Source organism: Aeromonas sp. 601027 (assembly GCF_049174455.1).
Lineage (GTDB): Bacteria > Pseudomonadota > Gammaproteobacteria > Enterobacterales > Aeromonadaceae > Aeromonas > Aeromonas veronii_A.
This window is the reverse complement of record NZ_JAAKTN010000018.1, coordinates 107,309-131,082: the sequence shown is the minus strand read 5'-3', so window position 1 is coordinate 131,082 and position 23,774 is coordinate 107,309. Positions and strand designations below refer to the sequence as shown.

Below are 23,774 nucleotides of genomic sequence, written 5' to 3'. Positions count from 1 at the left end.
AACATGTACTTGAATCCAAAACGGGACATATTGATACTCATAGCCCTGAGTCTAGTTGGACTTATTAGCTGGTTGCTCTGGCCAAGTCGACCGACTCAGGTAGCGCTTACCACTCACGTGACGCGTGACGACATTCGTCAAACTGTGCTCGCAAGTGGGGTGTTGCAAGCTATCGAGCAGGTTGATATCGGGGCACAGGTTTCTGGTCAAGTTACCTACCTCGCCGTCGAGGATGGTGAGAAGGTCAAACAAGGCGAACTCCTAGCCGAAATCGACCCATTGATTGCGCAGAATAATCTGAAAACCGCCCAGACAGAACTCAGCAGCAGCCTCGCTCAGCTCAAAATTAAGCAAGCTCAGCTTAAACAGCACGAACTAGCATGGCGTCGCCAGCGGCAGATGTTCAGACAAGAAGCAACGTCACCAGCCGATCTAGAAAATGCCGAGGCTCAATTGGCCATTACTCGGGCCGAACTACAGCATACCCAAGCTAATATAGACAGCGCCCGTATTAAAGTGGAGCGGGCCCAGACTGAACTTGGTTACACCAAGATCCTAGCACCTATGGATGGCACCGTGGTTTCCATCGCCGCGCGTCAGGGTCAGACTCTGGCTGCCAGCCAGACCGTGCCAACTTTACTTACATTGGCCAATCTAGATACCATGACGGTCAAAACTCAGATCTCGGAAGCCGATGTCAGCAAGGTCAAAGCTGGTATGCCGGTTTATTTCACCCTGATCGGTGAACCAGAAACTCGCTATCAAGGCACCCTGCGCACAGTAGCGCTGGCCCCCACCAATATCAACGAACAAAGCACAAATACCACTAGCCGGACCGCTGTTTACTACTATGCCCTGTTCGACGTACCCAACCCTGATCATGCTCTGCGTATGGCCATGACCACCCAAGTAACCATCGTGCTCGACGAGCGCAAACAGGTACTCACATTGCCACAGGCAGCCCTTGGTAGCCAAGTGGCTGACGACGTATATGAAGTAACCCTTGTCAAGAAGGGCGCTCCCAGTGAAATCCGTCACATCAACACTGGGATAAAAGACGAGCTCCGTATTGAGGTAGTAAGTGGGTTAACGGAACAAGATGAAGTACAACTCTACCAAGGCGCTCCAGAGCCCGATGACGATGAAGGTATGATGCTATGATCGAGCCACTCATCCAGCTAAAAGCAATAGAGCGTCGCTACCAGAGCGGTGAACAGGAGGTCACCGTGCTTCATCCCCTCGATTTGACCATCCAAGCCGGTGAGATGATCGCCATCGTCGGCGCCTCCGGCTCTGGTAAGTCAACGTTGATGAACCTGCTTGGTTGCCTCGATCGCCCTAGCCGCGGCCAGTACCTTTTTCGTGGCCAGGATACAGCAACCCTGGATACCCTCGATCTGGCACGCCTGCGCTGTCACCACTTTGGCTTTATTTTTCAGCGCTACCACTTGCTGCCTCATCTCGATGCCATCGCAAACGTGGAGATCCCCGCCGTCTACGCCGGTTCTGAACGTAACTCGCGTCATGCCAGAGCCGCACAACTGCTGGAAAGACTGGGCCTTGGCGAGCGTCTCCATCATACGCCGGGACAACTCTCTGGTGGCCAACAACAGCGGGTCAGTATCGCTCGAGCACTGACCAATGGTGGCGAGGTGATCTTGGCCGATGAGCCAACGGGGGCACTGGATAGCCGAAGTGGTGAGGAGGTGATGGCTATCCTTAAAGAACTTCATATTCAGGGTCACACTATCATCTTGGTGACCCACGATATGAACGTCGCTAATCATGCCGACCGCATCATTACGCTCAAAGATGGTCGCATCGAGCATGACAGTGGCCAGAATACGCCACCTCCCCCCGTGCTGATGCCTCTCAAAAGAGGGCCTTATATTGATAAAGATCGCTATCGTGAAGCGGCTCGAATGGCACTGCATGCCATGCTGGCTCATCGAATGCGAACCTTTCTCACCATGCTGGGCATTATCATCGGCATTGCGGCGGTCGTCAGCGTAGTGGCCCTTAGCCAGGGGACCCGCGCCAAGGTGATCGCGCAAATCAATGCAATGGGAACCAACACCATCGAGATCTTCCCAGGCATCGGGTGGGGTGATGAGCAAATGGGCAGTATTCAGACCCTCAATAAAGGAGATCTTGATGCCTTACTCGAACAACCCTATCTGGCCGGTGCTAGCCCAGAAATCGCTAGCTCGAGACAACTTCGTTATCGCAATAAGACCAACAGTGGCAACGTGACCGGAGTCGGCAACGATTATTTCAAAGTCAAAAACCTCAAGCTCATCAGTGGTCGTTTATTTGAATGGCAAGATATAAAAAAAGGGGCCGCAGTCGCCGTTGTCGACCAAAAGAGCATCTCCAGCCTACTTGGTTCGGATGAGCCCATTGGGAAAGTTGTGCTTATTGACTCTCTTCCGGTGCGTATTATCGGGATCGTCTCCTTGGAGAGTGCGGTTGGCCCTACCAGTAAGTCGGTCAATGTGTGGCTCCCCTATAGTGCCGTGATGAGCCGTCTTATCTCCCAACGCCACTTCAGCCAGCTCACCATGCGAGTCAAGGATGGTATTCCGCCCGCACTGGCCGAGCAGGCAGTGAGCGAACTTCTCACCAAGCGCCATGGAGTGAAAGATTTCTTCACCTACAGCAGCGACAGAATAATCAAATCAGTGGAGAAAACAACCGCAACCATGACCCTAATGGTATCAGGCATCGCTCTCATTTCGCTGATAGTAGGAGGCGTGGGCGTGATGAACATCATGCTTGTATCTGTGGTAGAGCGTACCAGTGAGATAGGTATCCGCATGGCCGTTGGGGCGCGTCAGTCAGACATTCTACAGCAATTCCTGATTGAAGCTGTGATGGTTAGCCTATTGGGGGGGATCTTTGGTGTCGCACTCGCACTCGGGATTGGCATCACGGTCTCCCAGCAGGTCGATGCCATCCAGATGCAGTTTTCACTCTCCGCTATCTTGATGGCCTTCGGGTGTTCGTCACTCATTGGGATCCTGTTCGGTTATCTGCCCGCGCGCAATGCGGCGCGACTCGACCCAGTAGTCGCTCTGGCGAGGGAATAACAATGCAAAAATTATCCTGTTTGACCCTTTGCATCGCGCTTGCTGGTTGCAGTCAACACAGCACCTACCAACGTCCAGAACTCACCATCGCCCCCGCATGGCAACAGGTACATGATATCCGGCAACCTGAACAGGCAGGCTTCTGGTGGCGGGCATTTAATGACCCTCAACTTGACCGCTTGGTCGATGCAGTGCTGGCCGCTAACCCAGATATGTATGTTGCCGCCCTGAAACTCAAAAGCGCACAACTTAACTCGGAGCAGGCCAATACCAATCTCACCCCTTCCGTCAATGGCAGCCTTGATGGCAGTAGTAACAAGGATCTGAAAACAGGGAAATCCAGCAATACGTTAGGCCCAACCCTCGGCCTCAGTTATGAGGTGGATCTATGGGGAAGATTGTCATCAGTACGAGATCAAGCGGACTGGGAAGCGGCCGCCAGCGAGCAAGATCTGGCAAGCACCCGTCTGATGTTGATTAGCAAAACGTTGACGCAATACTGGCAACTGGGCTATCTCAGCTCAGCCATCAGCTTGAGCGAACAGCAACTTATCAATTTGGAGCGTACTGAACGGTTAACCGAAGCCAAATACCAAGCCGGTGCCATTACCCCGTTTGGGCTGGTCCAAATCCAGCAGCAGGTGGCGGGCAAGCGGGCCGCACTTGTGTCGTTAAAAACGCAGCAAGAGCAGGCCAACAATGCCCTGAAGCTGCTCCTGGGACGCAGTAGTGGTCCTTTGGAATATACGCTAACCAGCCTTGAACTTCAGCCGATCCCCGAGATCGCGGTTGGCATTCCCGCCGACCTGCTGGCCCGTCGCCCCGATGTTAAGGCTGCGGAACTACGGTTGCGTAAGACCTTAGCCAGAGGGGATGAAGTGCGCGCCAGTTTTTACCCGACACTAACCCTAACCGGCAGTGCCAGTACCGCGTCGGACAAGCTGGCTCAAGTACTGCAAAATCCGGTAGGCGTTCTGGGGGCAAGCCTGACCCTTCCCTTCCTAGAGTACAATCGCAACCAGCTCGCCATTGATAGCTCAGAACTTGATTATCAGATTGCCGAAACCGAATTTCGCAAACAGCTTTATACGGCGCTGGTAGAAGTCGAAGACAACTTGGTGGCTCGTCACCATGGCCAGCAGCGGCTCGCCTATCTTCTGGAGCAGCTAGGCTATGCTAAGGAGTCGGAACGGTCTGCCAAGGTGCGCTTTGAGGCAGGAGCTACCGATGTACAGGGCTGGCTGGATGAGCAGAATCGTTTATGGGATGTAGAAGACAGCCTTCTTGTTCAACAAAAAGAGCTGCTCAATGTGACGTCCAAAATTTTCCAAGCCAGTGGGGGGGGGGCCTCGCTCCAGTAAACGATCCTGCTCTAGGTTGTGCTCTCAGAATGCTGGTTTTCTGTCCGTCAATAGTTCCCGTAAGTAACGAAGGCAGAAAGCCAGCTTGATAAAGGTTGCAAAATTTTCCGCCAGCTTTTCATACCTCGTTGAGGATCGGCGAAACTTTTTCAGCCATCCGAAGCACCTCTCGACCATATTTCGCCTGCGATGACGAGCTATACTATTTGAACGCCCTTTATGGTACCGCTGCTTGTCGGGGGGCTCCCTCTGCGCCGGAGTTCTGCCCGCAAAGCCCTGCTGCTATAAGTCTTATATGCGCAGGTCGCGAGCGATAACGTTATGATTAGGTCTGGATCCTGGCCATGGGCAACGTACTTGTCGCATATCTGATTTCCGCTAATTGCCCCGCTGAAAGGCAGAGCCCAAGCGGTACACCATTATGATCAGTGACCAAGTGAGTTGTGCTGCCAAGACTGCCACGCGAGCCCAAGCGATTAACTCAAAAGAGTCTCTTTTTCGCACACCGGCAGCATCTTTGGATGCCCTGACATTGGAGCTGTCAATGCTCCACAGGTCGAAGTTGATAAGCCTTCTTTATTTAGATACAGTTGCAGCACTTCAAGGATGGTATAGATGCAGCATTGTAGTGGTCAACTAAATCCGGACGCATAGTTAAACCGCTTTTCGGCCTCTGCTGGCGCTATCCCGTCATTGTGTTGATGTGGAACGCCGCCAGTTGTAGTAATCCATCAGGTAATAACTGATATCTCGTTTTGCCTCTCGCAAACTCATATATCCCATAGCCGGAAGCCACTCTGACTTCAGGCTTCTTAACAACCGTTCCATCGTGGCGTTGACGCTCCTATGTCAACAAGCTCGCGCTGAGTCAGCTAAATCGGCCAAGATCAAAGGGTAGAGATCCCTGACGATATAGCGTTTCAAACAACGCTGGATCTCTTTCGAAGATAACCCTTGGGCGCTACGTCGTGCGACGTACGATTGGGTTTGTGGACCTCCTCGCATCCGGACCATTACAATCGTCCATAACGCATTATTTGCTGCACGATTACCACCTCGGTTTAAGCGATGTCGCACGGTCTTTCCCGAGGATGCGGGTAAAGGATTAACCCCACAAAGTGCTGCAAGCGATGCTTCATTTCTTAACCGTTCCGGGTTATCGCCAGCCGTTGAAAGCAGCACCGCGGCGTTTTGAGGGCCGATACCAAATTGCTCGCGCAGACGGCCAGCATGTTGACGAGTTAGGGCATCCAACATGGCATCAAGCTTTTCAACTTCGTCTGCCAATAGCAACCAGCGCTTGGCCAGCAGGCACAGGGTCGTTGTTAAGGTATGCAGGAGTTCAGTAGAATCCAATGACCTCACTCGTGCGCAGCCCCTTGCACAGTCAGCTGGCTTGCTTTTCCAGAGTCGTTCACGAACATCCTGGGGGGCACGGACAAGTAATGCTCTGAGTTGATTCATCGCCTGCGTTTTGGCTTTGACGGCACTGCGTCTGGGTACTGATACCACTCGCATCATTTCTGTCGCGCCTGACTGGGTCTTTGCTATCGCGGTAGCACTACCGGAAAGAACGGCTCGCGCTGCACTTTCAGCATCGGTAGGATCCGATTTTCCCTGGAGCCTACGTTTGGTGCGGTCAGGGCGATTGACGTCGAAGACTTCGATACCATGCTTGCGCAGTATACTGGCCAAGCCAGCACCATACGTGCCTGTGCCTTCAACGCCTGCTCTCTTCAAGCTCCCGAAAGAGTTTGCCCAGGTCACGAGTCTCTCATATCCGCTGATATTGGTCGTGACTATCAAGCATCCCAACTGGTGTCCTTGTGCATTAAGCAAAAACCCAACATGGGTATCCAGATGGGTGTCTACACCAAGGATAACTTCAGCTTTGTTTCTGGAATTGTTCATGGCTCATTCCTCCAAGGAATATGCACTACCAACCCCATACGCAGGACAGGACACTCAAGATGCAGCACAAGGATCCTATTAGGTCACAGATGCGGGGCCCAGCAATGCCAGGGAACATCAGCATCCAATCGACAGGTCAACGCAAAGGCATTATGTCAGATTGGGCTGATGTTCTTGAGCATAATGAACTGAGTATCCCAGCAGTTTCCACGTCGACTCATACTCTGGGTCATGCGATAGCGCCACACTCGTTGCCGAAATGCACGGCTGCCATATTGGCTGCTCTGGTCGGAGTGAAACAGCACACCGCATGGGCAACCCCGCAGCTGATAGGCCATCTCCAGTGCTTTGATGGCCAGCTCTGCATCAGGCTTATCAGACATCGCCCAGCCCACGACCCGCCGGGTGTACAGGTCAAGAACCGCTGCCAGGTAATGCCTGCGGGCCAGATAGTCGTCAAAACAGGAAGTGGGAACATCGAAAGCGCAGCAGACCAGAGTGATGGGGGCTTGCTTCCTTAATCGGTCTATCAGCGCGTACGTGTGAACTCGTCCGCCATCAAGAGAGCAGTAGCCTAATGGGATGGTCTGCTCCATCCACCCCGCTATGCTGTAGCCAGCATCAAGGAGGCTCATCATGACGCAAGCGCAGATTTACATTTATAGGCAAAAATTGGTTTCACCTGGTGGCGATGGATCGCATGGGGCATGTATTGACTAGGCAAAAGCTCACTCGTTCACAACTGAAGCTGTTCATCAGCACGACCCCACCCTGTCGGGTCGCCTTCGAGGCATGTCCTAGTTCGCAATACTGGGGGCGCCTGTTTCAACAGGCGGGGTTCGAGCCCAAGATTATTCCCGCTCAATTTGTTAAGCCCTACCTCAAATCGAACAAGAATGACTTCAACGATGCCACCGCCATTGCCGAGGCTGGTAGCAGAGGCACTATGCGCTGTGTCCCGTTGAAATCTCATGAGCAACTGGCATTGCAGGCGACTCATCGCGTCCGTCAGCGTTTCATCGTCGAACGTACCGCTACTGTCAATCAGACGAGAGCGTTGCTGCTGGAATATGGGCTCACTGTGCCAGTCGGCAGAAAAATCTTCGAGCGCTCTCTGCCGACGATCCTTGAAGATGCCGAGAATGGCTTGCCTGACTTTATCCGCGCCCTGGTATTACGCCTGAGAGAACGGTGGCAACAGCTGGATATTCAGATTGATGACATGAGCCTCATGCTCGGACAAGCCTCAAGCGCATCATTTTTGTGCCAAAAAATCAGAACCGTCCCCGGCATTGGACCGATTGTCTCAACCGCGTTGATTGCCGCGATTGGAAATGGCTCACAATTCAAGAAAGCCCGCGACCTGTCAGCCTGGTTGGGGCTGGTCCCCAGGCAATATTCAACGGGCGGCAAATCTTCGCTCGGCGGGATCAGTAAGCGTGGCAATAGCTATTTAAGGCAAATGGTTATTCAAGGTGCCAAAGCGCTAAAAATTCACATGAAGCGTGACAAATCATCGTTAGGCGAATGGGTCGCCAGGCTGGAGGCCGGCCATCACCATCATGTGGTCCTTATCGCATTGGCCAACAAGATAATGCGTATTTGCTGGAAAGTACTGACATCCGGCAGGGATTACCAACCCTATCCCAACGCAAGCGCAGCCGTTTAACAGATATAACCCATACCCGGTTTTGCGAGCCAAAAACAGATGACAGAAGCGTTCACCCCACGACGTTGCAGCCTGGCTAAAAAAGCAGTCTCTCATGACTGGTAGCTTTATTAGGACGACGACGTGCGGATCCCATCAAGGCCAGAGCCGGAAAACGGCTCACAGACAGGCCGGATACATTGACGCAAACGACTTCTGGAAATCAGTTCGAGCTTGCAGATAAGGAACAGACCATACATTTTTTAGCGAATTCATTATTCTTCCTCATGTGGCGTGGAAATTGTTTATATGATAAATTTAAGGTGATGGGCATACACAATTGAATAGTGCTATTTATCAGATATGGTAAAAACATCTTGCGCTTGATAAAGCATTTTTCCAATAAAACTTCTACATCATGACGATGGGTTGCTTTTATGTCTAGATATTAGGTTGCAGTTGATTATATGGGGTAATGCTGCGCAAGATTATCTTGATTTTTTGTCAGTATATTTTGCTTACAAAAGAACCATGGGTTATTCAGATTGCGGGGTAGGAGCTTCGCTATCAGTGAAGGCTAGGTTTTAATAAATTAACAGCCACCAATGATGTATTTATTTTTTATTATTCCTGAAATGTCATTATAATTGCTGTTCTAGTTTACGCCGAGACCTGCCTAGCTAAATACCGACTGGCTTCATGGGAGGAGGGTTTTGTAAATTAAATATCTTTGATGCTTATGCAGACGCGACCCTTGATGTTAATGCTACACCCGCAGTGTGAACAAAGCGCCTTGATAAAACACAAAGTCTGTTCTCATGAGAACAGACTTTGTGTTTTATCAATGGCAAGATAGCATCCATCATTTTTATGATGTGTGGTGATTTGGAAATGCACAATTTAAAAGACAAAAAGTGTCCGATTCTTGATGTGAAAGAGCTGAACGCACAAAGCTATTATGATAACTTTTCATCCCTAAAGGAGTATGAGTTTAAATATGAGAAAATAGTTGCTACAGATGGCGCTATCATTGGATACGAAATTTTGTTGAACTTCGATAAAGCCAAGGCGTATGGAGATCATGTATCTCAGTATCAAAAATCCATTTATGATACATCCGCCACTGAGGCTGCCATTAGCATGCTATTAAGCAATAGGTCAATTTACGGTGCTGGGCGCTATTTCATTAACTTTGAGCGTATGCACTTGTGCAATAAGATTTTGCTAAGAAAAATTGCACTGCTTTCTAAAAAGCTACATGCCAATAACATAGAGTTGGTGCTAGAAATCACTGAGCGAAATGTTTGTGGTTTTTGTAGTCAGATTGACGATGGACTCGAATTTTTAAATGACATGAATGTGTCACTTGCTGTGGATGATTTCGACATTTATAGTGAAGAGGATGACTTTAGAATGCCTGAAGTGCTATCTGGAATATATCAATATATAAAAATTGAAGTTCCTCTCAATGAGGTTCAACGCAGACAATTTCATCATTTTTCATCTAGGGCTGATATTTCAGTGAGAAAAATAATTGTTGAGCGCATTGAGCATAGAAATATGATTGCTGGATTGGCAAAGTCATTCGGATTTCAAGGTTACGCCTACAAGACTTAATAATCTCCCTCTGGTAAAGTTTCTAGATTTGGTCTCCATGTATATCCATAATTCGAGTGCATACATTTTGTTGTCATGTTATTACCGCTACAACCTAGAAATAGGTAAAAGTCATAAACCTTTACATTATTCAATGCGATTTCTTACTCATGAAATTGAAAAGACATTTTGCTTATACTATTTTGAATAGCCCAAGAAATAGCAATGTCATTAATTTGCCTGCTAAAGTGATGCTTTTATTTTCTTTGGAGGTGAGTTGTGTTTTTTTTCATGGCTTTAATCGATGTTGCTGGCAAGTTAAATGGTAGATGATTTCTCTTTCAAGATAAAAATGCACCAAGCAATGCTCAAAAATCAGTGAAGCTAAACATGATAGTTTATCACATATGGATGCCATGATTAATGAAAAGGTTAATTGTTACTGATGATATGCTAGCCTTATCCAGCCGTAAGGGATTTATCAGTTTTTTTTATCGGGATGGTGATGCTCGGCTTTATGTGTTCAACCAATCGGTAGCAAAATTGCAGTCTTACTATAAAACACCATTGCGGCCATTGATGTTAAAAGCTGGCGTGATATATGTAACTATTGCCGAAGAGAGGGCCGTGGCATTAGGACTGCGTTACAATAATCCATTGAGAAAGCAAGTGTGGGGTTATGAGCAAATGTATATTTAAAACTGTATGTGCCGCGATAGATATCCAGATAAATTTCTAAGCCTAGAGTTATAATACTAGACCATGTACCCGTCCCTTAAAGTGAATTGCATTCCAATATGCAGTGATGGTGTAGCATCGTGATGATGCTCATGCGCTCATCTTTGTATGAGGTGATCTCATTTCGTACGTCATATTATTTACAGCGATAAAATCAATGTCGCCTTCGTACAATTCAGGCAGATCGCACCTTGATATATTGAAAACTCATTTTTTAAGGAGTTTCGAAATGTCAAATATTTTCAAAGCTGCATTAATTTTTGTTGCCCCGGCAGCCAACCCTACTCTAAATACATCTTTGGGGCGTTGTTTCCCAAATCAGCCAGCAAGTCTGACTTCCCCAGCCCCTGGTGACCGCTACACTCGGGGCGTTCTGACAGATAGGCCCAGGGTATTCAGCTTGTTTATGGCGCTTACATACGCCATGACTTCTCCCACTTGGCCGTTGTAGTTACGCAGACTGATTTTCCCCGCCAGCAGCGGCTTGAACCGATACATCACCGTCTCTACCAGCGAGCGACGGTGATACCCCGATATCTTCTTCCAATGCGCCAGCCCTTCCTTGCGCATCACCAGCACCGCGTCATTTCTTGCGTGTCCCTTTTCCCATAACCCCGCGCTTTTGCGAGGCGGGATACAGGTTGTTGCCCCTTTGCGCAAGATAAGCTGATGGCTGGCTTTGCTGTCATAGGCGCCATCCGCATAAACATGTCCCAGCTTACGCCGCAGAGGGTTGAGCGAGGGTTAGTAAAAAAGGAATTAGTGCAAAAGAGCTTATAAATGCAGCCGATATACTGGTTTACAAAGCGAAGCGAGATGGTAAAAATAGAATTTACGAGTGCATAACAACAGACACTATTGATGACACCAAGTAGCTTGAGTCCAGCATGATTGATGTTTATACAAGGATAATATAGTTTTACTACTCCGTGCCTTCGGCCCATATCTGACCAGTTCTTGCATGGCCCTGTTCTTCGATAGATTTTGTAACTAGCTTGTTGTGATTTTGTAATGAGTCTTGCTTGTTGATGGTGTAATAGTAGTGGGTGTATAAATTGGTTTATCTTCGCTGCGTAGCAGCGGAATAATGGTGAGCAGCTTAAATTTGATTCAAGCTCTCATAATTAGTAAATGGACAGTTTTTAGAATTTTTCAAGTGGGGTAAATGAAATAAATTTCAAAAAATGATGAGATTGGTTGTTTTTGAAGCATCCTGTGGGGATTCGCCTATCGGAACCCTCGATTTAGTTGCACACCCCATGCTGAATCCGCCCCACCAAATGGATAACTGCCTGAACTCCCATATCTGTAGTCAACAATGTGGCTGGAGCGACTCCACCAAGGCCCCAGGCTGGACGATGTAACCATGACAGTGCTCTGGCGGCATTATTCCTATGTAGAGATAGAACCGCTTCGAGAGCCTGTACAACGCCGTATACTCTGGCACCCTGAGAGATTGATAGGGGAGCCCCAATCCTCAGCTTGCGAGCAACAGTGTGGCGGCTAATACCTGCTAAGCGGCATATCAAACCTATGTCGGTACTCATCAATTCAGCCAGTCGATGAATGCTGCCAGGAGCTACGCCAGCCACGATCCATAGATGTGCCCCCAACGGGTCACTCGGTATGCCAAGAGAGTCAAATATTGTCTTAGTAGAGGCCGTAGCCTTACCTAGATGATAACTCGCATAGGACATGATGAAATCTCCCCTGAACCTACGATACCAGATTACCCTATCCTATCTGTTCCATGTGGCGATGGCGATGGCGATGGGTCTGAGGACTTTATTGGATGAGGCACAGGATACAAAGGTTGAAGCGCCCCACGCGGGCAGCATCAACTTTTTGTGAATCTCTGGGCTCTTTATGAGACTTGAAGTCTCATATATTTACTATGCTATAACCAAGCTAGCCGAGAGAACATTCAGTGACTATCAATTTTGATTATCGTTGTGGCATCTTAGAGGCAGCTGACACAAAAACTGGCCGAGAATGGTGTTGGTATAAGGGCGATCCCGAGGTTACCAGAACTAAAAATGGCGAGTTATTGAGTTCGATAGGTGTTCCTATCGGAGCCACTGTTGTTGAGGTGAAAAGCCTTATTCGCATGGATACCAAAAAGTAACCAAAAACAGGTTGCACCATATATAGTCAGTCCGCGTATGATAACTCCTATTCTCATCAGATTAGGAGCTTAGCATGCTCGTAAAAGGGAGTGTGCCAACAGAGCAGGTTATTGACATTCTCTGTGATGTTTGTGGTCGTAGTACAAAAACGAATTTTGGAACCAATCAATACGGCTCGTTATCGGCGGATTTTGGCTATGGTTCCCGTCACGATGGTGAGCGTTATCTGGTGCATCTGTGTGAAATGTGTTTTTTCGGTATACTCGCAACAATGAGGGAGATGCATCGCGGGGAACATATGTTTGACGATGACTATGAGGCTGCAAACCCAGACACATTTGGGCGTGATTATTCTAATAGGGAGATAATCTGAATAGTGTGCCTCCATATTCGAGGTTGTGTGGAGAGAACTATTTCCCATCATCGATTCATTCTGTGAGCCAATGATATTGTTCATTCGGCTCATTTCGTGAGCCGTTCAAGATCCTTCATCGGCTCATCTGGTGAGGTGGTCTCAACGCTCACTACCACTTGGATTTAATTTTTAGCTACATAGTTTCATAGCAGATTGGAGCTAGGCCAATAAGTAGATCCAAACGCAATTTAGCTCACGAATTTTAAATGATGCTATTTTTTTTGAGTCATCTTGGTGCCAAAAACTGTGGAGCTAATGCTGGGATTAAGAGATAATATCTCTGATATAAAAATGTGATACATGAGGCTATCAATGAACGATTTTTTGAAAACACTGATGAATATTCGTAGTCTGCGAGCTGTACTGCGTGAGCTGTCTTATGAGCAGCTGGTTGAGGCTAAGGAAAAATTTGACAAAATCTATGCCGAACGTGAGCAGCAAGAGAGCAAATGGAGAGAAGAGTCCGCTGAACGCCTGCAAAAACTGGCTGAGTTTGCCGAGCTGCTGAAAGACGCTGGCATAGATCCGAGTGAGTTGGTTGGCACTGCAACCACCGCAAAAACCGAGGGCATAGTGAAGGCTAAGCGAGCTCCTCGTCCTGCAAAGTATCGCTACACCGAAGATGGTCAAGAGAAGACCTGGACTGGCCAAGGTCGCATGCCCAAGGCCATTGCAGACGCTGTTGCGGCTGGCAAGACTCTGGAAGATTTCCTGATCTAATGCTGAGAGCCCATGCCAGTTCGGAGTGGGCCTTTCATTCTGTTTTTAGTAGGAGCCCGTATGGGGAGAACATTAGAGGACATCATCTCCTCCGAATCACACGAGGTTGTCCAGAGAGCCCAAGAGATCGCAGACGAGCAATTGGTTCGTCTGAGTGTGACTAAATTGCTTGCAAATCTCGGGACGGGTGATGTTCCTACGATAGATACCGATGTTCTCGATGGTTTGTTGTCGCTCAAAAAATCAGTTGAGAGCCATGACTGTCGGTTGAGTTTATTTGTTCATATGCCTGACGGCACTCATCATGGTGTCAATATTTAACTAAAGATCGGCATCGGTACGTTAATCGCAGATTTTATCTACCAAATAAAAATAACACCCCATGGCGATGCTTTTTCAAACTCCCTCGGTGTGCAAGCGGATCTGATAGCGTGTATTGCGTCCGCCACCAGGTAATTTCTCAATACATCCCTTTTCCACCAATGCAGCCAGATGGCGTGTGGCCGTGGGCTTACTGACTCCGGCGACTTTTTGATATTGACTGGCACTGATGCCATTTTTAAAACCCTGTTCGCCGCCATCCAGTAAACGATTCAGCACCTTGGTTTGCTCTGGACTTAGCTCGTCATGACAGTGCCGCAACCAGAAAAATGTCTTGGCGAGAGAACGATCAATAACCTTTAATGCCAGCTCTATGGAGTAATCCAGTGTGTCGAGGAACCAACAGATCCAGGAGGTAATATCTAGCGGGCCCCTCTGCGCTGACTCAAGCGCCCGATAGTAGTGATCCCGCCGTTCGAGAATTGCAACTGACATGGCATACAGCCGGATACTGTGGCTGTCAGCCTGTGACAGCGCGAGATCGGTCAATGCCCGCGTGAGCCGCCCATTACCATCATCAACGGGATGCAGGGTCACGAACCAGAAATGGATGATTGCCGCACGAAGAAGGGGATCCATCGTGGGGTCATGCCGAGTCTGGTTAAACCAGGGGATGAACTCGGCCAGTTGATCGTCCAGAGTTGCTCTGGGCGGTGCCTCAAAATGCACGGTGGGGTGATCTACACGCCCAGAGACAACCTGCATCGGCTCATCTCCTCGCAACTGCCCTACGTTCACTGGCTGCACCGACCATTCGTTGGCGGGGAACAGACAACGATGCCATTGGTAAAGTCGTTCAATTGTCAGTGGTTGTTCATGGTTGTCGATGGCATCCAGCATCATGGCCGCGAGCCCCTCTGAGCGATCTGACACAGGATAGGACGGAGTTTGTGAACCCCCTAACCGCCTAGCCAAGGAAGATCGCACGGATTGGGCATTGAGACGTTCGCCTTCGATAGCGGACGAGGCGATGATGTTAGCCAATAACGTGTCCAACGTTTGGTCGGGGTTCCCCAACCTGGAATGACTACCGATTAGAATTCCCTGTCTGCGTTGAACCTGCCGTAATCTGGGCAATATCTCGCTATCCCGCCAACGAAAATGGGGCCAATCAGCTTGTTGCCAAATCCAAAATGGTTCCATTATTTCCTCATCCAACGTGCTAGGGTCTCAATAATGAGCCGACCTAGTCCATCATTCGGCTCAACATCTGAGCCGAATATAACACATGCAGCAGACCAGCAGAGCTGGTAATGAGGATGGAGATCCAGGCTGAAAATCTCAGACCTGAGCTAATGAAAAACTAGATTTATTGCTGTTGTGTGGCGCTACAGCAACCAGTAGATAGACAAGGCGGGAGCTCGTTTTCGTTTCGAATGGTTCTTGTGAGCTTGCAGCTTGCGCTGCATGAATCCACCCCCAAGAAAATGCCGTTCGGTCTACTCATTCATATGCCTGATGATACTCACTAATATTGGGATGCCAGTCTAAGCCACCAAAAGAGAAGAATTGAACCACCGAGTAGATTACCTGCCAGGTATTTCCAAGAGCGATCTGACAAGAACAAAATCGCACCCAGTATCGTTATCAAACCCCAGAGATAGGGCATGAGCAGTACATATAGGCCAGTCAGTGAGTATTCATCATTAAACCAGTCATAGACAGGCTGAATGAACAGGATCGATGCATTCAAGAGGTGATAGAGCATGAACAACACGAATACCCATGTTCTCTCTGTCTTCACTGCTGCGCTCACTTTAGTTCCCATTGGAATGGATAGCTGAGTTCAATGACGGTCAAAAATGGCTTGTAGGCAAAGCGCTTGTAGTGTTGAAGCACAAACCAGCTTCTGAAACCGGATGCCAGGCCGTAGAACTTGACTCTTCCGGTCGTGGGGTCAGGGCCAATGTCAGGATAATCGAGACCGAAGTGGTCATATAGCGTTACTTTGATCGTCCCTTTGTAGAAGTCGCCAAATTTTTCATATGTCGCGATTTCCGCCTTGCCTGCCCAGACATCGTTCACCGCAATTGTGAGGCCCTGCACCTTATCCGCCGCAGAGTTGAAGATGGGTAACCGAAAGCCGGAGGTCTTGCTGTATTGCTGCATCAAGTCACTCAGAACAAGCTTGTTCACATCACCATCAAGTTCGGCCAGCTTTGCCTTCACTTCCTTGATAAGGGTATCTGAGAACTTGATCGTGGTCGGGTGAGCTCGCGCTGCTCTCGTCAACGCTTGGTTCCGGTATTCACCCCCCTCGGATTTCTCGAACTTGGCGATCATGGCCAGAATGTTCATCTCCAAGTCACCAGTTGCAAACAATGTGGCCATGTTGCGGAAGCTACTAAAGAACACCTTGGGGTCAGTCTTTTCGAGATCACCAATAAAGCCGTCATCTCCCATCTTCCCTACGAACATGGGGATAGCCTTAATCTGCTCTGCCGTCATTTTGCCGTAGGTCATATCTTCGGCGGGGCTGCCATCAACGTTCTTACCTGGCTCACGCTTCGACTTGTAGATGAGCACTGGCACACGATAGGTTGTGGCTGATGTTGTATCGGTTTTTGGCTTGAGAGCAGGAGGAATGGTTTCTGCCTTCGGGCGCTCTTTCTCTGCCGAACCGAACCACATTGTCGGCTTGGCTTGGGCATATGCCGACTTGATGGTCTGCTCAAACCTGGGCGTACCACTCACCGAGATTTGATCTCCCTGGATAGTGCAGCAAGCAAACACATCAGATTGCATCCCCAATATGACCTTTGAACCATCATCAAGGCTTCCTGCCACAGGGCCTAGAATGCGCTTGAACTCGTCCTTGGTAAGTTGGTTGATGTCTCTGAGGTCGGGTTTCTGCATGTATAGAGGGCTCGATGAAGAGTAGTTAGAGGATCACTTTATCATCAATGCGCCAATCGAGACCATGTAGGCATTTTCTGAAAACGGCAGTTTGTGACGCTTTCTATCGATGGACGCGGGGGATTAATAGCTAATAGACAAATGCTAAGGATGGCAATGATGCTAATTGCCATCACTGTGAATAATTATAGGGAAATTTAGTTTTATCTGGGTAAAGAGATAATTACTTGGCAAATATATCTATGGCAGCAAGTCGCGAATGTCACACCCCATTACCCTGGCAAGACGATAAGCCTTTTCCAGGGTGACATTGACCTCACCACGCTCAATCCGTCCTACGTAGCTTCTATCAATTTCGGCCGCATATGCGAGTGCATCTTGCGATACGCCCAATTGAAGCCGTCTGTCACGTACAGCATCACCAAATTTTTTTGCTAGCTCTTGCATGTCTCGCCTCTCGCTGGCGAGCACTATCTCTGGTTGTCTGGCTAACGACCACGGATTATAATCCGCAGTCGAATTTAGAACCCCACTAAATGTTTTCGTTCGAGACTGAGGATTGCTTATGAGCTCCCAGACTGTGCGGTTACCCACCGCGCTCTACACCGCACTCATTCGACTGCACATGGATGACTTCACTGCGATAGGATTTGTAAATGCCATTTTTGGTGACAAAGCAGAATCGCAGATACGTAAGCGGCGTTATACCTTCATTTATCGGCATCTGATCAAGCTCGTAAATCAGGGACTTCTAAAAAGGAAGAACGTTGATGATGGGAGGCGCTTTTCTCATTTCATCAGGACTCCCAAGTTCGATGAAGTGCATTTCAAAGAGGAATTTATTGGGCCGGATGCGCTTGTAACGGAATCGGGTAAGGAGCGCGAGCCGGAAACGTATGAATCCGTATTGGAGGGGCTGAGTGCGAGAGCACAGCACTACCGTCAAGCGTTGCAGGAATGTGATTCAATGCTCACTGAGTACCAAGAGTTAAGATCCGACTTCTCCATATTGGAACTAGCGATTGAAAGGGCCATCAACCATACCGTTGCAGAAAGTCGCGATTTGCGGGGCAGGCTGGAAGCCGTGGAGAGGCTTTTGAGGGGGCTGATGGCGTTTAGAAGCGCCTCTTGATGTAACCGTTCAGCGTCAGGGGATTGATGCACACAGTTCGGAGTGAATGGGGTAATCCGTTTTCTCGATGCGGGCTCGGATAATGGTATGCAGTCACTCTTGGGGTCAATGTCCCAAGCGTTTGGTCGTCTCAACCAACGAAAGTAAGCGTTGACGAAACAGCTCCCCACTCAGGGCGATAACAGCCACGTTGCGCAGTACATGGGCCCAGCAAAGCAGGCGCAGACTCGTGCAGATAAACCGGTAGCCAGCATACAGGCCCGCCACCAATACACCAGCCAACTCCTACTCCAGCAGGCGCTTGGCGACATCAATGCCACGCCCGTTGGCTGTCATAAAACAGACCGCTATCTTGCTCAGAGCCATACACACATAGATCCGATCGATAAGGTTGTCATGAGCCAACACTTTGCTGTGGAGGAGGTGATGAGGGCGTACTCATCCAAAGACCAATAAGGTCGTCATTGGTTGTCCAATGGGGGAGGGGGGGATTTAATTGAGAGGTTATAGAAGTAAAAAAGCCAGCTAATGCTGGCTTTTTTACTTCTGAAAATGGCGTCCCGTGCAGGATTCGAACCTGCGACCATCCGCTTAGCTTACCACTACAGCTTTCACTGCCACCCGAGGGTGTTTGTGGTCTGGACTATATCTTCACCCACAGCATTATCTGTTTGGGTGGAGGGCGCTAATGATGTATTCCGCAATGAGATCGCATTGCACCATCTAGTCTCTGCACCTTCTCTACACGCTTGTAGAGCTTGGCTCAAGATTACCACCGCCATTACGCGCTGAGGCTTCCTTGAATTCACCCTCTCCACTGTATAGGTTTCCCTGTACAGGCTCCTAATAACTTAAAGGCGGATGCTCTATCCGACTGAGCTAACGGGACAAATTTTACAAATCAACAACATCTTAAGAGCTATGCAAAATGGTAACTCTTTTTTGTAAGGAGTAACAGCAAGGCTTTACTAGGTAACCTTACCATCTCTCCAGCCCTTGCCTGCTCTAGTCACCTCAAAAAGTGGTAACACTTTGGGGGTTAGTTTTGCTCTATCCAACTGAGCTAAGGGCGCTTTGTATCAACACGTCTTAAGGACGAATCGATGAACATGGTCGGTGATAAAGGATTCGAACCTTTGACCCTCTGGTCCCAAACCAGATGCGCTACCGGACTGCGCTAATCACCGAAAATCCCTGACCAGCATATCGACATGAGTCGTACTGGGCAACGGGCGGGCATCATAGCCAAGCGTAAGGGCCAGCGTCAACGACTTTTTCCCCCAGTAAATTCAAGTGCCTACTTATTGCCCGCTACAGGTATGGCGTGCGTCTGCCGCTAACATCCCGGCTAAAAAAATGCGACAATGCGCGGCAGTTGAACACATGGTGAGTGGAGAACGATGTCTGCCAAAATCATAGATGGAAAACAGGTTGCGCAAACGATTCGCAGCCAGGTCGCGGCGCAAGTCCAACAGCGGTTGGCGGCAGGGAAACGGGCTCCAGGGCTGGCAGTCATTCTGGTGGGGGCGGATCCCGCCTCTCAGGTCTATGTCGGCAGCAAACGCCGGGCATGTGAGGAGGTGGGGTTTCTCTCCCGCTCCTATGACCTGAGTGCCACTGCCAGTCAGGAAGAGCTGCTGGCGCTGATCGACCAGCTGAATTCGGATAGCCACGTAGATGGCATTCTGGTTCAGCTGCCGTTGCCGGATCACTTTGATACAACTCAGGTGCTGGAGCGGATCCAGCCTGACAAGGATGTAGATGGATTTCACCCGTATAACGTCGGCCGTCTGGCCCAACGTATTCCGGCGCTGCGCCCCTGCACTCCGAAAGGGATCATGACACTGATCGAGACCACCGGCGTGAAGACACATGGTCTGCATGCGGTCGTGGTGGGAGCGTCCAACATCGTCGGGCGTCCCATGACCCTCGAATTGTTGCTGGCTGGCTGCACAACCACGACCTGTCACCGCTTTACCCGGGATCTGGAAGAGCAGGTTCGCCGTGCCGATCTGCTGGTTGTTGCGGTCGGCAAGCCCAACTTCATTCCTGGCGAGTGGATCAAACCGGGGGCACTGGTAATCGATGTTGGCATCAATCGCTTGGCTGATGGCTCGCTGGTCGGGGATGTGGAGTTTGAGACGGCGCGCAGCCATGCCTCCTTCATTACTCCGGTACCCGGTGGCGTGGGCCCGATGACGGTCGCCAGCCTGATGGAAAATACCCTGATCGCCTGCAGTGAATATCACGACTGATCATGGCTGGCGATAACCCTGTGACCCCATGAGGAGGCAGGATTCGCCAGAAATCTGACAATAAAAAACCGGTTGCTCAGAGAGGAACCGGTTTTTTATTTATCCAACGGGTGTTATTTACATATTTTGTGCTTCGTTTGGCACAATCACAGAGGCGTGATTTCCTTTCGGCCCCTGTTGCAGTTCAAAATTGACAGCTTGACCCGCTTTCAGGGTCTTGTAGCCCTCCATTTGAATCGTGGAGTAGTGAGCGAAGATATCCTCACCGCCCCCTTCCGGACAGATAAACCCAAATCCTTTTGCGTTGTTAAACCACTTAACTGTGCCGGTTGCCATACTTCTACATCCTTTTATTGATTACCCAGAAGTCGTTGAGTAACCTGCGCCAGCCCTTTATAACTAGGGACATGGGCCCATAGCAGACGGGCACAGATTAGCAAGTAACCAATCTAGTCTAACTTTTGAGCGAGTCAAGAAGTTGTTAACAGCTGATGTGATCTGGTTAACAAGTCTATTGACAACCTTGTGTTAGACGGTAGTAATCTAGAGGTACCAAAGCGCGATTATGAGCAAGCAGAAAGAACTCTTTGCTAATGAAGAGATTGCAGAAGCAGAGAAAACAAAGCTGCAGCCGCCACCCATGTATAAGGTTGTGTTGAACAACGATGACTACACGCCCATGGAGTTTGTGGTGGAGGTGCTGCAAAAGTTCTTTGGTATGGATTTGGACAAGGCGACTCAGGTCATGCTGAGTGTGCATTATAGTGGTAAGGGTGTCTGCGGCATGTTTACCGCAGAGATCGCCGAAACCAAGGTTGTCCAGGTCAACACCTATGCACGTAACAACGAACATCCACTGCTCTGTACTATGGAAAAGGCTTGAATCTGATGACTTGATGGCGAGTGTGACACCACATTGTAGCTGTACTAGGGGAGGTGCCTATGTTGAATAAAGATCTAGAAAAGACGCTGAACGAGGCTTTCAAACTGGCCCGTGACGAGCGCCACGAATTCATGACCGTCGAGCACCTGTTGTTAGCCCTTCTGGATAACAGTTCAGCCCATGAGGCGCTGAGCTCTTGTGGTGCCGATATTGAGCAGATGCGCAAGGAGATCCGCGCATTCATCACCCAAACTACTCCGCTCATACCGCGCGATGATGAAGATCGTGAAACCCAGCCGACACTGGGCTTCCAGCGCGTGTTGCAGCGTGCCGTCTTTCATGTGCAATCCTCCGGCAATACCGAAGTCAGCGGCGCCAACGTGCTGGTCGCTATCTTCAGTGAGCAGGAGTCACAAGCTGCCTATTTCCTGAAAAAAGCCGAGATCAGCCGTCTCGACGTCGTCAATTTCCTCTCCCACGGGGTGCGCAAGGACAGCAAGCCGGATCTCGGCAGCAATAACAATCCCGAGTCTGATGATGATGTTTCGGCCGCCCAGATCGAGAGCTTTGCCACCAACCTGAACCAGCTGGTGCTGGAAGGGCGCATCGATCCGCTCATCGGTCGTGATCAGGAGCTTAATCGTACGATTCAGGTGCTCTGCCGTCGTCGCAAGAACAACCCGTTGCTGGTGGGTGAAGCGGGCGTGGGGAAAACAGCCATTGCCGAAGGGCTGGCCTATCGCATCGTCAAGGGTGATGTCCCCGAGGTGATTGCGGGCAGTACCATCTATTCGCTGGATATGGGTTCTCTGTTGGCGGGCACCAAATACCGTGGGGATTTCGAGAAGCGCCTCAAGGTACTGCTCAAGCAGATTGAGCGTCAGGAAGGGGCCATCCTCTTTATCGACGAGATCCATACCATCATTGGTGCCGGTGCGGCATCCGGTGGTCAGCTGGATGCGGCCAACCTGATCAAGCCGCTACTCTCCAATGGTTTGCTCCGCTGTGTGGGATCCACCACTTATCAGGAGTACGCCCAGATCTTCGAGAAAGACCGTGCGCTGGCCCGTCGCTTCCAGAAGATCGATATTGTCGAGCCGACTATTGATGACACGACCCGTATCCTGATGGGGCTCAAGAGCCGCTATGAAGCTCACCACGGCGTGCGCTATACCGCCAAGGCGATCCGTGCAGCTGCCGAGCTCTCTGCCAAGTATATCAATGATCGTCACTTGCCCGACAAGGCGATCGACGTGATCGACGAGGCGGGTGCCGGTCAACGGTTGCTGCCGGCGAGCAAGCGCAAGAAAGTGATCAATGTGCAGGAAATTGAGTCCATTGTGGCCAAGATCGCCCGCATTCCGGAAAAATCAGTCTCCTCTTCAGATAAAGAAGTGTTGAAGAACCTGGAGCGCAATCTGAAGATGGTGGTCTTTGGTCAGGATAAAGCCATTGAGGTGCTGACGGATGCAATTCGCCTCTCTCGTTCAGGTTTGGGTAACGAGCGTCGCCCGGTAGGTTGCTTCCTCTTTGCTGGCCCGACCGGGGTGGGCAAGACCGAGGTTACCCAGCAGTTGGGCAAGGCGCTGGGGGTGGAGATGCTGCGCTTTGATATGTCCGAGTATATGGAGCGCCACACCGTCTCACGTCTGATTGGTGCGCCTCCCGGCTATGTTGGTTTTGAGCAGGGTGGTCTGCTGACTGATGCGGTGATCAAGCATCCTCATTCCGTTGTGTTGCTTGACGAAATTGAGAAAGCTCACCCGGACGTATTCAATCTGCTGTTGCAGGTGATGGACAACGGCACCCTGACCGACAACAACGGGCGCAAGGCGGATTTCCGTAACGTGATTTTGGTCATGACTACCAACGCCGGTGTGCAGGAGACCCAGCGTAAATCGATTGGCTTCCAGCAACAGGATTTGAGCCACGATGCCATGGCGGTGATCAACAAGACCTTCAGTCCGGAGTTTCGTAACCGGCTTGATCACACCATCTGGTTCAACCATCTCGATATGACGGTGATTCATCAGGTGGTCGACAAGTTTATTGTCGAATTGCAGGTTCAACTGGATGCGAAGGGAGTTTCTCTCGAGGTGTCCGAGCGTGCCCGCCACTGGTTGGCGGAGAAGGGGTATGACAGAGCCATGGGCGCCAGACCGATGGGGCGGGTGATCCAGGAGCACCTCAAGAAACCCCTGGCCAACGAGATCCTGTTCGGTTCACTGGTTGACGGGGGAATTGTGAAGGTTGAGTTGGTAAATGACAGCCTCAGCTTTGATTTTCAGGTCAATGTTGAAGCTGTTTCCCACTAAGCGTCAGTGATCAGAAAACGACAAAAAACCCCAACCGAAAGGTTGGGGTTTTTTGCTGAATTCCTGGCTTAGCGAGAGCGGAAAACAATACGTCCCTTGGAGAGATCGTAGGGAGTCAGTGCTACCGTTACTTTGTCTCCAGTCAGGATACGAATGTAGTTTTTGCGCATCTTGCCTGAAATATGAGCGATAACCACGTGACCATTCTCCAGTTCCACACGGAACATGGTATTGGGCAGGGTTTCGAGAATAGTGCCCTGCATCTCAATACTGTCTTCTTTAGCCATTGAATCCTCTTGATAAGCCACAACAAAAAACCGCTGGATCATGCCGGATTTAAGGCTATGT

The 23,774-nt window shown here is 49.7% G+C and carries 20 protein-coding genes, 1 tRNA gene and 6 pseudogenes; 13 read left to right on the top strand and 14 right to left on the bottom strand.

All coding sequences use genetic code 11. From position 1 onward, the window contains the following. Positions 1 to 3: 3 nt before the first annotated feature. Genes G5193_RS20135 through G5193_RS20125 form a run of 3 tightly spaced genes read left to right on the top strand, consistent with a single transcriptional unit; the run spans position 4 to position 4,450 of the window. Positions 4 to 1,161, top strand: coding sequence for an efflux RND transporter periplasmic adaptor subunit (locus G5193_RS20135; RefSeq protein ID WP_421207083.1), 1,158 nt, complete (start codon positions 4 to 6; stop codon positions 1,159 to 1,161). Then, on the top strand, positions 1,158 to 3,089 hold the full coding sequence (locus G5193_RS20130) for a MacB family efflux pump subunit (protein WP_421207082.1): 1,932 nt from the start codon (positions 1,158 to 1,160) through the stop codon (positions 3,087 to 3,089). The genes G5193_RS20135 and G5193_RS20130 overlap by 4 nt, the downstream gene beginning before the upstream one ends. Before the next feature lie 2 nt (positions 3,090 to 3,091). Beyond that, positions 3,092 to 4,450, top strand: a complete 1,359-nt coding sequence (locus G5193_RS20125) for an efflux transporter outer membrane subunit (protein WP_421207080.1) — start codon at positions 3,092 to 3,094, stop codon at positions 4,448 to 4,450. Between the two features lie 24 nt (positions 4,451 to 4,474). Here G5193_RS20125 and G5193_RS20120 read toward each other — a convergent pair. The 4 genes and pseudogenes from G5193_RS20120 to G5193_RS20105 all read right to left on the bottom strand — a co-directional run. After that, positions 4,475 to 5,067: pseudogene (locus G5193_RS20120) on the bottom strand (IS5 family transposase); the annotation flags it as partial. A 15-nt stretch (positions 5,068 to 5,082) separates the two neighbouring features. Further along, a pseudogene (locus tag G5193_RS20115) lies at positions 5,083 to 5,287 on the bottom strand (integrase core domain-containing protein); the annotation flags it as partial. 12 nt (positions 5,288 to 5,299) lie between these two features. Further along, positions 5,300 to 6,361 (bottom strand): IS110 family transposase, encoded by a 1,062-nt coding sequence (locus G5193_RS20110; RefSeq protein WP_421207078.1) that lies wholly within the window; start codon positions 6,359 to 6,361, stop codon positions 5,300 to 5,302. 194 nt (positions 6,362 to 6,555) lie between these two features. Further along, positions 6,556 to 6,936 (bottom strand): annotated as a pseudogene (locus G5193_RS20105) (DDE-type integrase/transposase/recombinase); the annotation flags it as partial. A gap of 116 nt (positions 6,937 to 7,052) precedes the next feature. Here G5193_RS20105 and G5193_RS20100 point away from each other — a divergent pair. The 3 genes from G5193_RS20100 (at position 7,053) to G5193_RS20090 (ending at position 10,304) form a co-directional block, all read left to right on the top strand. Continuing rightward, positions 7,053 to 8,030 carry an IS110 family transposase gene (locus G5193_RS20100; protein WP_421207097.1) on the top strand — a complete coding sequence of 326 codons (978 nt, stop codon included), beginning with the start codon at positions 7,053 to 7,055 and terminating at the stop codon, positions 8,028 to 8,030. An 810-nt stretch (positions 8,031 to 8,840) separates the two neighbouring features. Then, complete coding sequence (locus G5193_RS20095) at positions 8,841 to 9,626, top strand: hypothetical protein (RefSeq protein ID WP_421207076.1); 786 nt, start codon at positions 8,841 to 8,843, stop codon at positions 9,624 to 9,626. 402 nt (positions 9,627 to 10,028) lie between these two features. Continuing rightward, the gene (locus G5193_RS20090) at positions 10,029 to 10,304 is read left to right on the top strand and encodes a hypothetical protein (protein ID WP_421207074.1); all 276 of its coding nucleotides are present in this window, start codon (positions 10,029 to 10,031) and stop codon (positions 10,302 to 10,304) included. Between the two features lie 396 nt (positions 10,305 to 10,700). Here the strand turns inward: G5193_RS20090 and G5193_RS20085 are convergent. Both G5193_RS20085 and G5193_RS20080 read right to left on the bottom strand, forming a co-directional pair. Beyond that, positions 10,701 to 11,081: pseudogene (locus G5193_RS20085) on the bottom strand (transposase); the annotation flags it as partial. Between the two features lie 506 nt (positions 11,082 to 11,587). Beyond that, a complete protein-coding gene (locus G5193_RS20080; RefSeq protein ID WP_421207072.1) occupies positions 11,588 to 12,040 on the bottom strand; it encodes an antitoxin Xre/MbcA/ParS toxin-binding domain-containing protein in 453 nt (150 codons plus the stop codon). 502 nt (positions 12,041 to 12,542) lie between these two features. On the opposite strand from G5193_RS20080, the gene G5193_RS20075 reads away from it, so the two are divergent. The 3 genes from G5193_RS20075 (at position 12,543) to G5193_RS20065 (ending at position 13,925) form a co-directional block, all read left to right on the top strand. Further along, positions 12,543 to 12,842 carry a hypothetical protein gene (locus G5193_RS20075; protein WP_421207070.1) on the top strand — a complete coding sequence of 100 codons (300 nt, stop codon included), beginning with the start codon at positions 12,543 to 12,545 and terminating at the stop codon, positions 12,840 to 12,842. 354 nt (positions 12,843 to 13,196) lie between these two features. After that, positions 13,197 to 13,604, top strand: a complete 408-nt coding sequence (locus tag G5193_RS20070) for an H-NS family nucleoid-associated regulatory protein (protein WP_421207068.1) — start codon at positions 13,197 to 13,199, stop codon at positions 13,602 to 13,604. A 60-nt stretch (positions 13,605 to 13,664) separates the two neighbouring features. Then, on the top strand, positions 13,665 to 13,925 hold the full coding sequence (locus G5193_RS20065) for a hypothetical protein (protein ID WP_421207066.1): 261 nt from the start codon (positions 13,665 to 13,667) through the stop codon (positions 13,923 to 13,925). A 75-nt stretch (positions 13,926 to 14,000) separates the two neighbouring features. Here G5193_RS20065 and G5193_RS20060 read toward each other — a convergent pair whose 3' ends face one another. The 4 genes and pseudogenes from G5193_RS20060 to G5193_RS20045 all read right to left on the bottom strand — a co-directional run bounded on the left by G5193_RS20060 (position 14,001) and on the right by G5193_RS20045 (position 17,288). Next, positions 14,001 to 14,828, bottom strand: a complete 828-nt coding sequence (locus G5193_RS20060; protein WP_421207095.1) for a Fic family protein — start codon at positions 14,826 to 14,828, stop codon at positions 14,001 to 14,003. Between the two features lie 66 nt (positions 14,829 to 14,894). Further along, positions 14,895 to 15,128, bottom strand: a pseudogene (locus G5193_RS20055) (DUF4172 domain-containing protein); the annotation flags it as partial. 609 nt (positions 15,129 to 15,737) lie between these two features. Then, positions 15,738 to 16,841 carry a DUF3289 family protein gene (locus tag G5193_RS20050; protein WP_421207064.1) on the bottom strand — a complete coding sequence of 368 codons (1,104 nt, stop codon included), beginning with the start codon at positions 16,839 to 16,841 and terminating at the stop codon, positions 15,738 to 15,740. Positions 16,842 to 17,081: 240 nt separating this feature from the next. After that, positions 17,082 to 17,288, bottom strand: a complete 207-nt coding sequence (locus tag G5193_RS20045; RefSeq protein ID WP_005895552.1) for a helix-turn-helix domain-containing protein — start codon at positions 17,286 to 17,288, stop codon at positions 17,082 to 17,084. A 118-nt stretch (positions 17,289 to 17,406) separates the two neighbouring features. Between G5193_RS20045 and G5193_RS20040 the strand changes: the two genes are divergently transcribed. Beyond that, complete coding sequence (locus tag G5193_RS20040) at positions 17,407 to 17,973, top strand: hypothetical protein (protein WP_421207062.1); 567 nt, start codon at positions 17,407 to 17,409, stop codon at positions 17,971 to 17,973. Between the two features lie 15 nt (positions 17,974 to 17,988). On the opposite strand, the pseudogene G5193_RS20035 reads toward G5193_RS20040, so the two are convergent. Together G5193_RS20035 and G5193_RS20030 are read right to left on the bottom strand one after the other, a co-directional pair. Then, positions 17,989 to 18,393: pseudogene (locus tag G5193_RS20035) on the bottom strand (IS66 family transposase); the annotation flags it as partial. A gap of 690 nt (positions 18,394 to 19,083) precedes the next feature. Further along, positions 19,084 to 19,160, bottom strand: a tRNA-Pro gene (locus G5193_RS20030). A gap of 213 nt (positions 19,161 to 19,373) precedes the next feature. Between G5193_RS20030 and folD the strand changes: the two genes are divergently transcribed. Then, positions 19,374 to 20,228 carry a bifunctional methylenetetrahydrofolate dehydrogenase/methenyltetrahydrofolate cyclohydrolase FolD gene (folD, locus tag G5193_RS20025; RefSeq protein WP_108613922.1) on the top strand — a complete coding sequence of 285 codons (855 nt, stop codon included), beginning with the start codon at positions 19,374 to 19,376 and terminating at the stop codon, positions 20,226 to 20,228. Positions 20,229 to 20,345: 117 nt separating this feature from the next. Here the strand turns inward: folD and cspD are convergent, their stop codons facing one another. Beyond that, positions 20,346 to 20,564, bottom strand: coding sequence for a cold shock-like protein CspD (gene cspD, locus G5193_RS20020; protein WP_005300025.1), 219 nt, complete (start codon positions 20,562 to 20,564; stop codon positions 20,346 to 20,348). Positions 20,565 to 20,793: 229 nt separating this feature from the next. Between cspD and clpS the strand changes: the two genes are divergently transcribed. Further along, on the top strand, positions 20,794 to 21,111 hold the full coding sequence (gene clpS, locus G5193_RS20015; RefSeq protein WP_005337111.1) for an ATP-dependent Clp protease adapter ClpS: 318 nt from the start codon (positions 20,794 to 20,796) through the stop codon (positions 21,109 to 21,111). 59 nt (positions 21,112 to 21,170) lie between these two features. Beyond that, positions 21,171 to 23,426 carry an ATP-dependent Clp protease ATP-binding subunit ClpA gene (gene clpA / locus G5193_RS20010; RefSeq protein WP_421207061.1) on the top strand — a complete coding sequence of 752 codons (2,256 nt, stop codon included), beginning with the start codon at positions 21,171 to 21,173 and terminating at the stop codon, positions 23,424 to 23,426. A 68-nt stretch (positions 23,427 to 23,494) separates the two neighbouring features. On the opposite strand, the gene infA is transcribed toward clpA, so the two are convergent. Beyond that, positions 23,495 to 23,713 (bottom strand): translation initiation factor IF-1, encoded by a 219-nt coding sequence (gene infA / locus G5193_RS20005; RefSeq protein ID WP_005300033.1) that lies wholly within the window; start codon positions 23,711 to 23,713, stop codon positions 23,495 to 23,497. Between the last annotated feature and the right edge of the window lie 61 nt (positions 23,714 to 23,774).

Coding starts and splice junctions, on each gene's coding strand:
- G5193_RS20135 (WP_421207083.1), top strand. CDS start 4: ATGTACTTGAATCCAAAACGGGACATATTGATACTCATAGCCCTGAGT.
- G5193_RS20130 (WP_421207082.1), top strand. CDS start 1,158: ATGATCGAGCCACTCATCCAGCTAAAAGCAATAGAGCGTCGCTACCAG.
- G5193_RS20125 (WP_421207080.1), top strand. CDS start 3,092: ATGCAAAAATTATCCTGTTTGACCCTTTGCATCGCGCTTGCTGGTTGC.
- G5193_RS20110 (WP_421207078.1), bottom strand. CDS start 6,361: ATGAACAATTCCAGAAACAAAGCTGAAGTTATCCTTGGTGTAGACACC.
- G5193_RS20100 (WP_421207097.1), top strand. CDS start 7,053: ATGGATCGCATGGGGCATGTATTGACTAGGCAAAAGCTCACTCGTTCA.
- G5193_RS20090 (WP_421207074.1), top strand. CDS start 10,029: ATGAAAAGGTTAATTGTTACTGATGATATGCTAGCCTTATCCAGCCGT.
- G5193_RS20080 (WP_421207072.1), bottom strand. CDS start 12,040: ATGTCCTATGCGAGTTATCATCTAGGTAAGGCTACGGCCTCTACTAAG.
- G5193_RS20075 (WP_421207070.1), top strand. CDS start 12,543: ATGCTCGTAAAAGGGAGTGTGCCAACAGAGCAGGTTATTGACATTCTC.
- G5193_RS20070 (WP_421207068.1), top strand. CDS start 13,197: ATGAACGATTTTTTGAAAACACTGATGAATATTCGTAGTCTGCGAGCT.
- G5193_RS20065 (WP_421207066.1), top strand. CDS start 13,665: ATGGGGAGAACATTAGAGGACATCATCTCCTCCGAATCACACGAGGTT.
- G5193_RS20060 (WP_421207095.1), bottom strand. CDS start 14,828: ATGATGCTGGATGCCATCGACAACCATGAACAACCACTGACAATTGAA.
- G5193_RS20050 (WP_421207064.1), bottom strand. CDS start 16,841: ATGCAGAAACCCGACCTCAGAGACATCAACCAACTTACCAAGGACGAG.
- G5193_RS20045 (WP_005895552.1), bottom strand. CDS start 17,288: ATGCAAGAGCTAGCAAAAAAATTTGGTGATGCTGTACGTGACAGACGG.
- G5193_RS20040 (WP_421207062.1), top strand. CDS start 17,407: ATGAGCTCCCAGACTGTGCGGTTACCCACCGCGCTCTACACCGCACTC.
- folD (WP_108613922.1), top strand. CDS start 19,374: ATGTCTGCCAAAATCATAGATGGAAAACAGGTTGCGCAAACGATTCGC.
- cspD (WP_005300025.1), bottom strand. CDS start 20,564: ATGGCAACCGGCACAGTTAAGTGGTTTAACAACGCAAAAGGATTTGGG.
- clpS (WP_005337111.1), top strand. CDS start 20,794: ATGAGCAAGCAGAAAGAACTCTTTGCTAATGAAGAGATTGCAGAAGCA.
- clpA (WP_421207061.1), top strand. CDS start 21,171: ATGTTGAATAAAGATCTAGAAAAGACGCTGAACGAGGCTTTCAAACTG.
- infA (WP_005300033.1), bottom strand. CDS start 23,713: ATGGCTAAAGAAGACAGTATTGAGATGCAGGGCACTATTCTCGAAACC.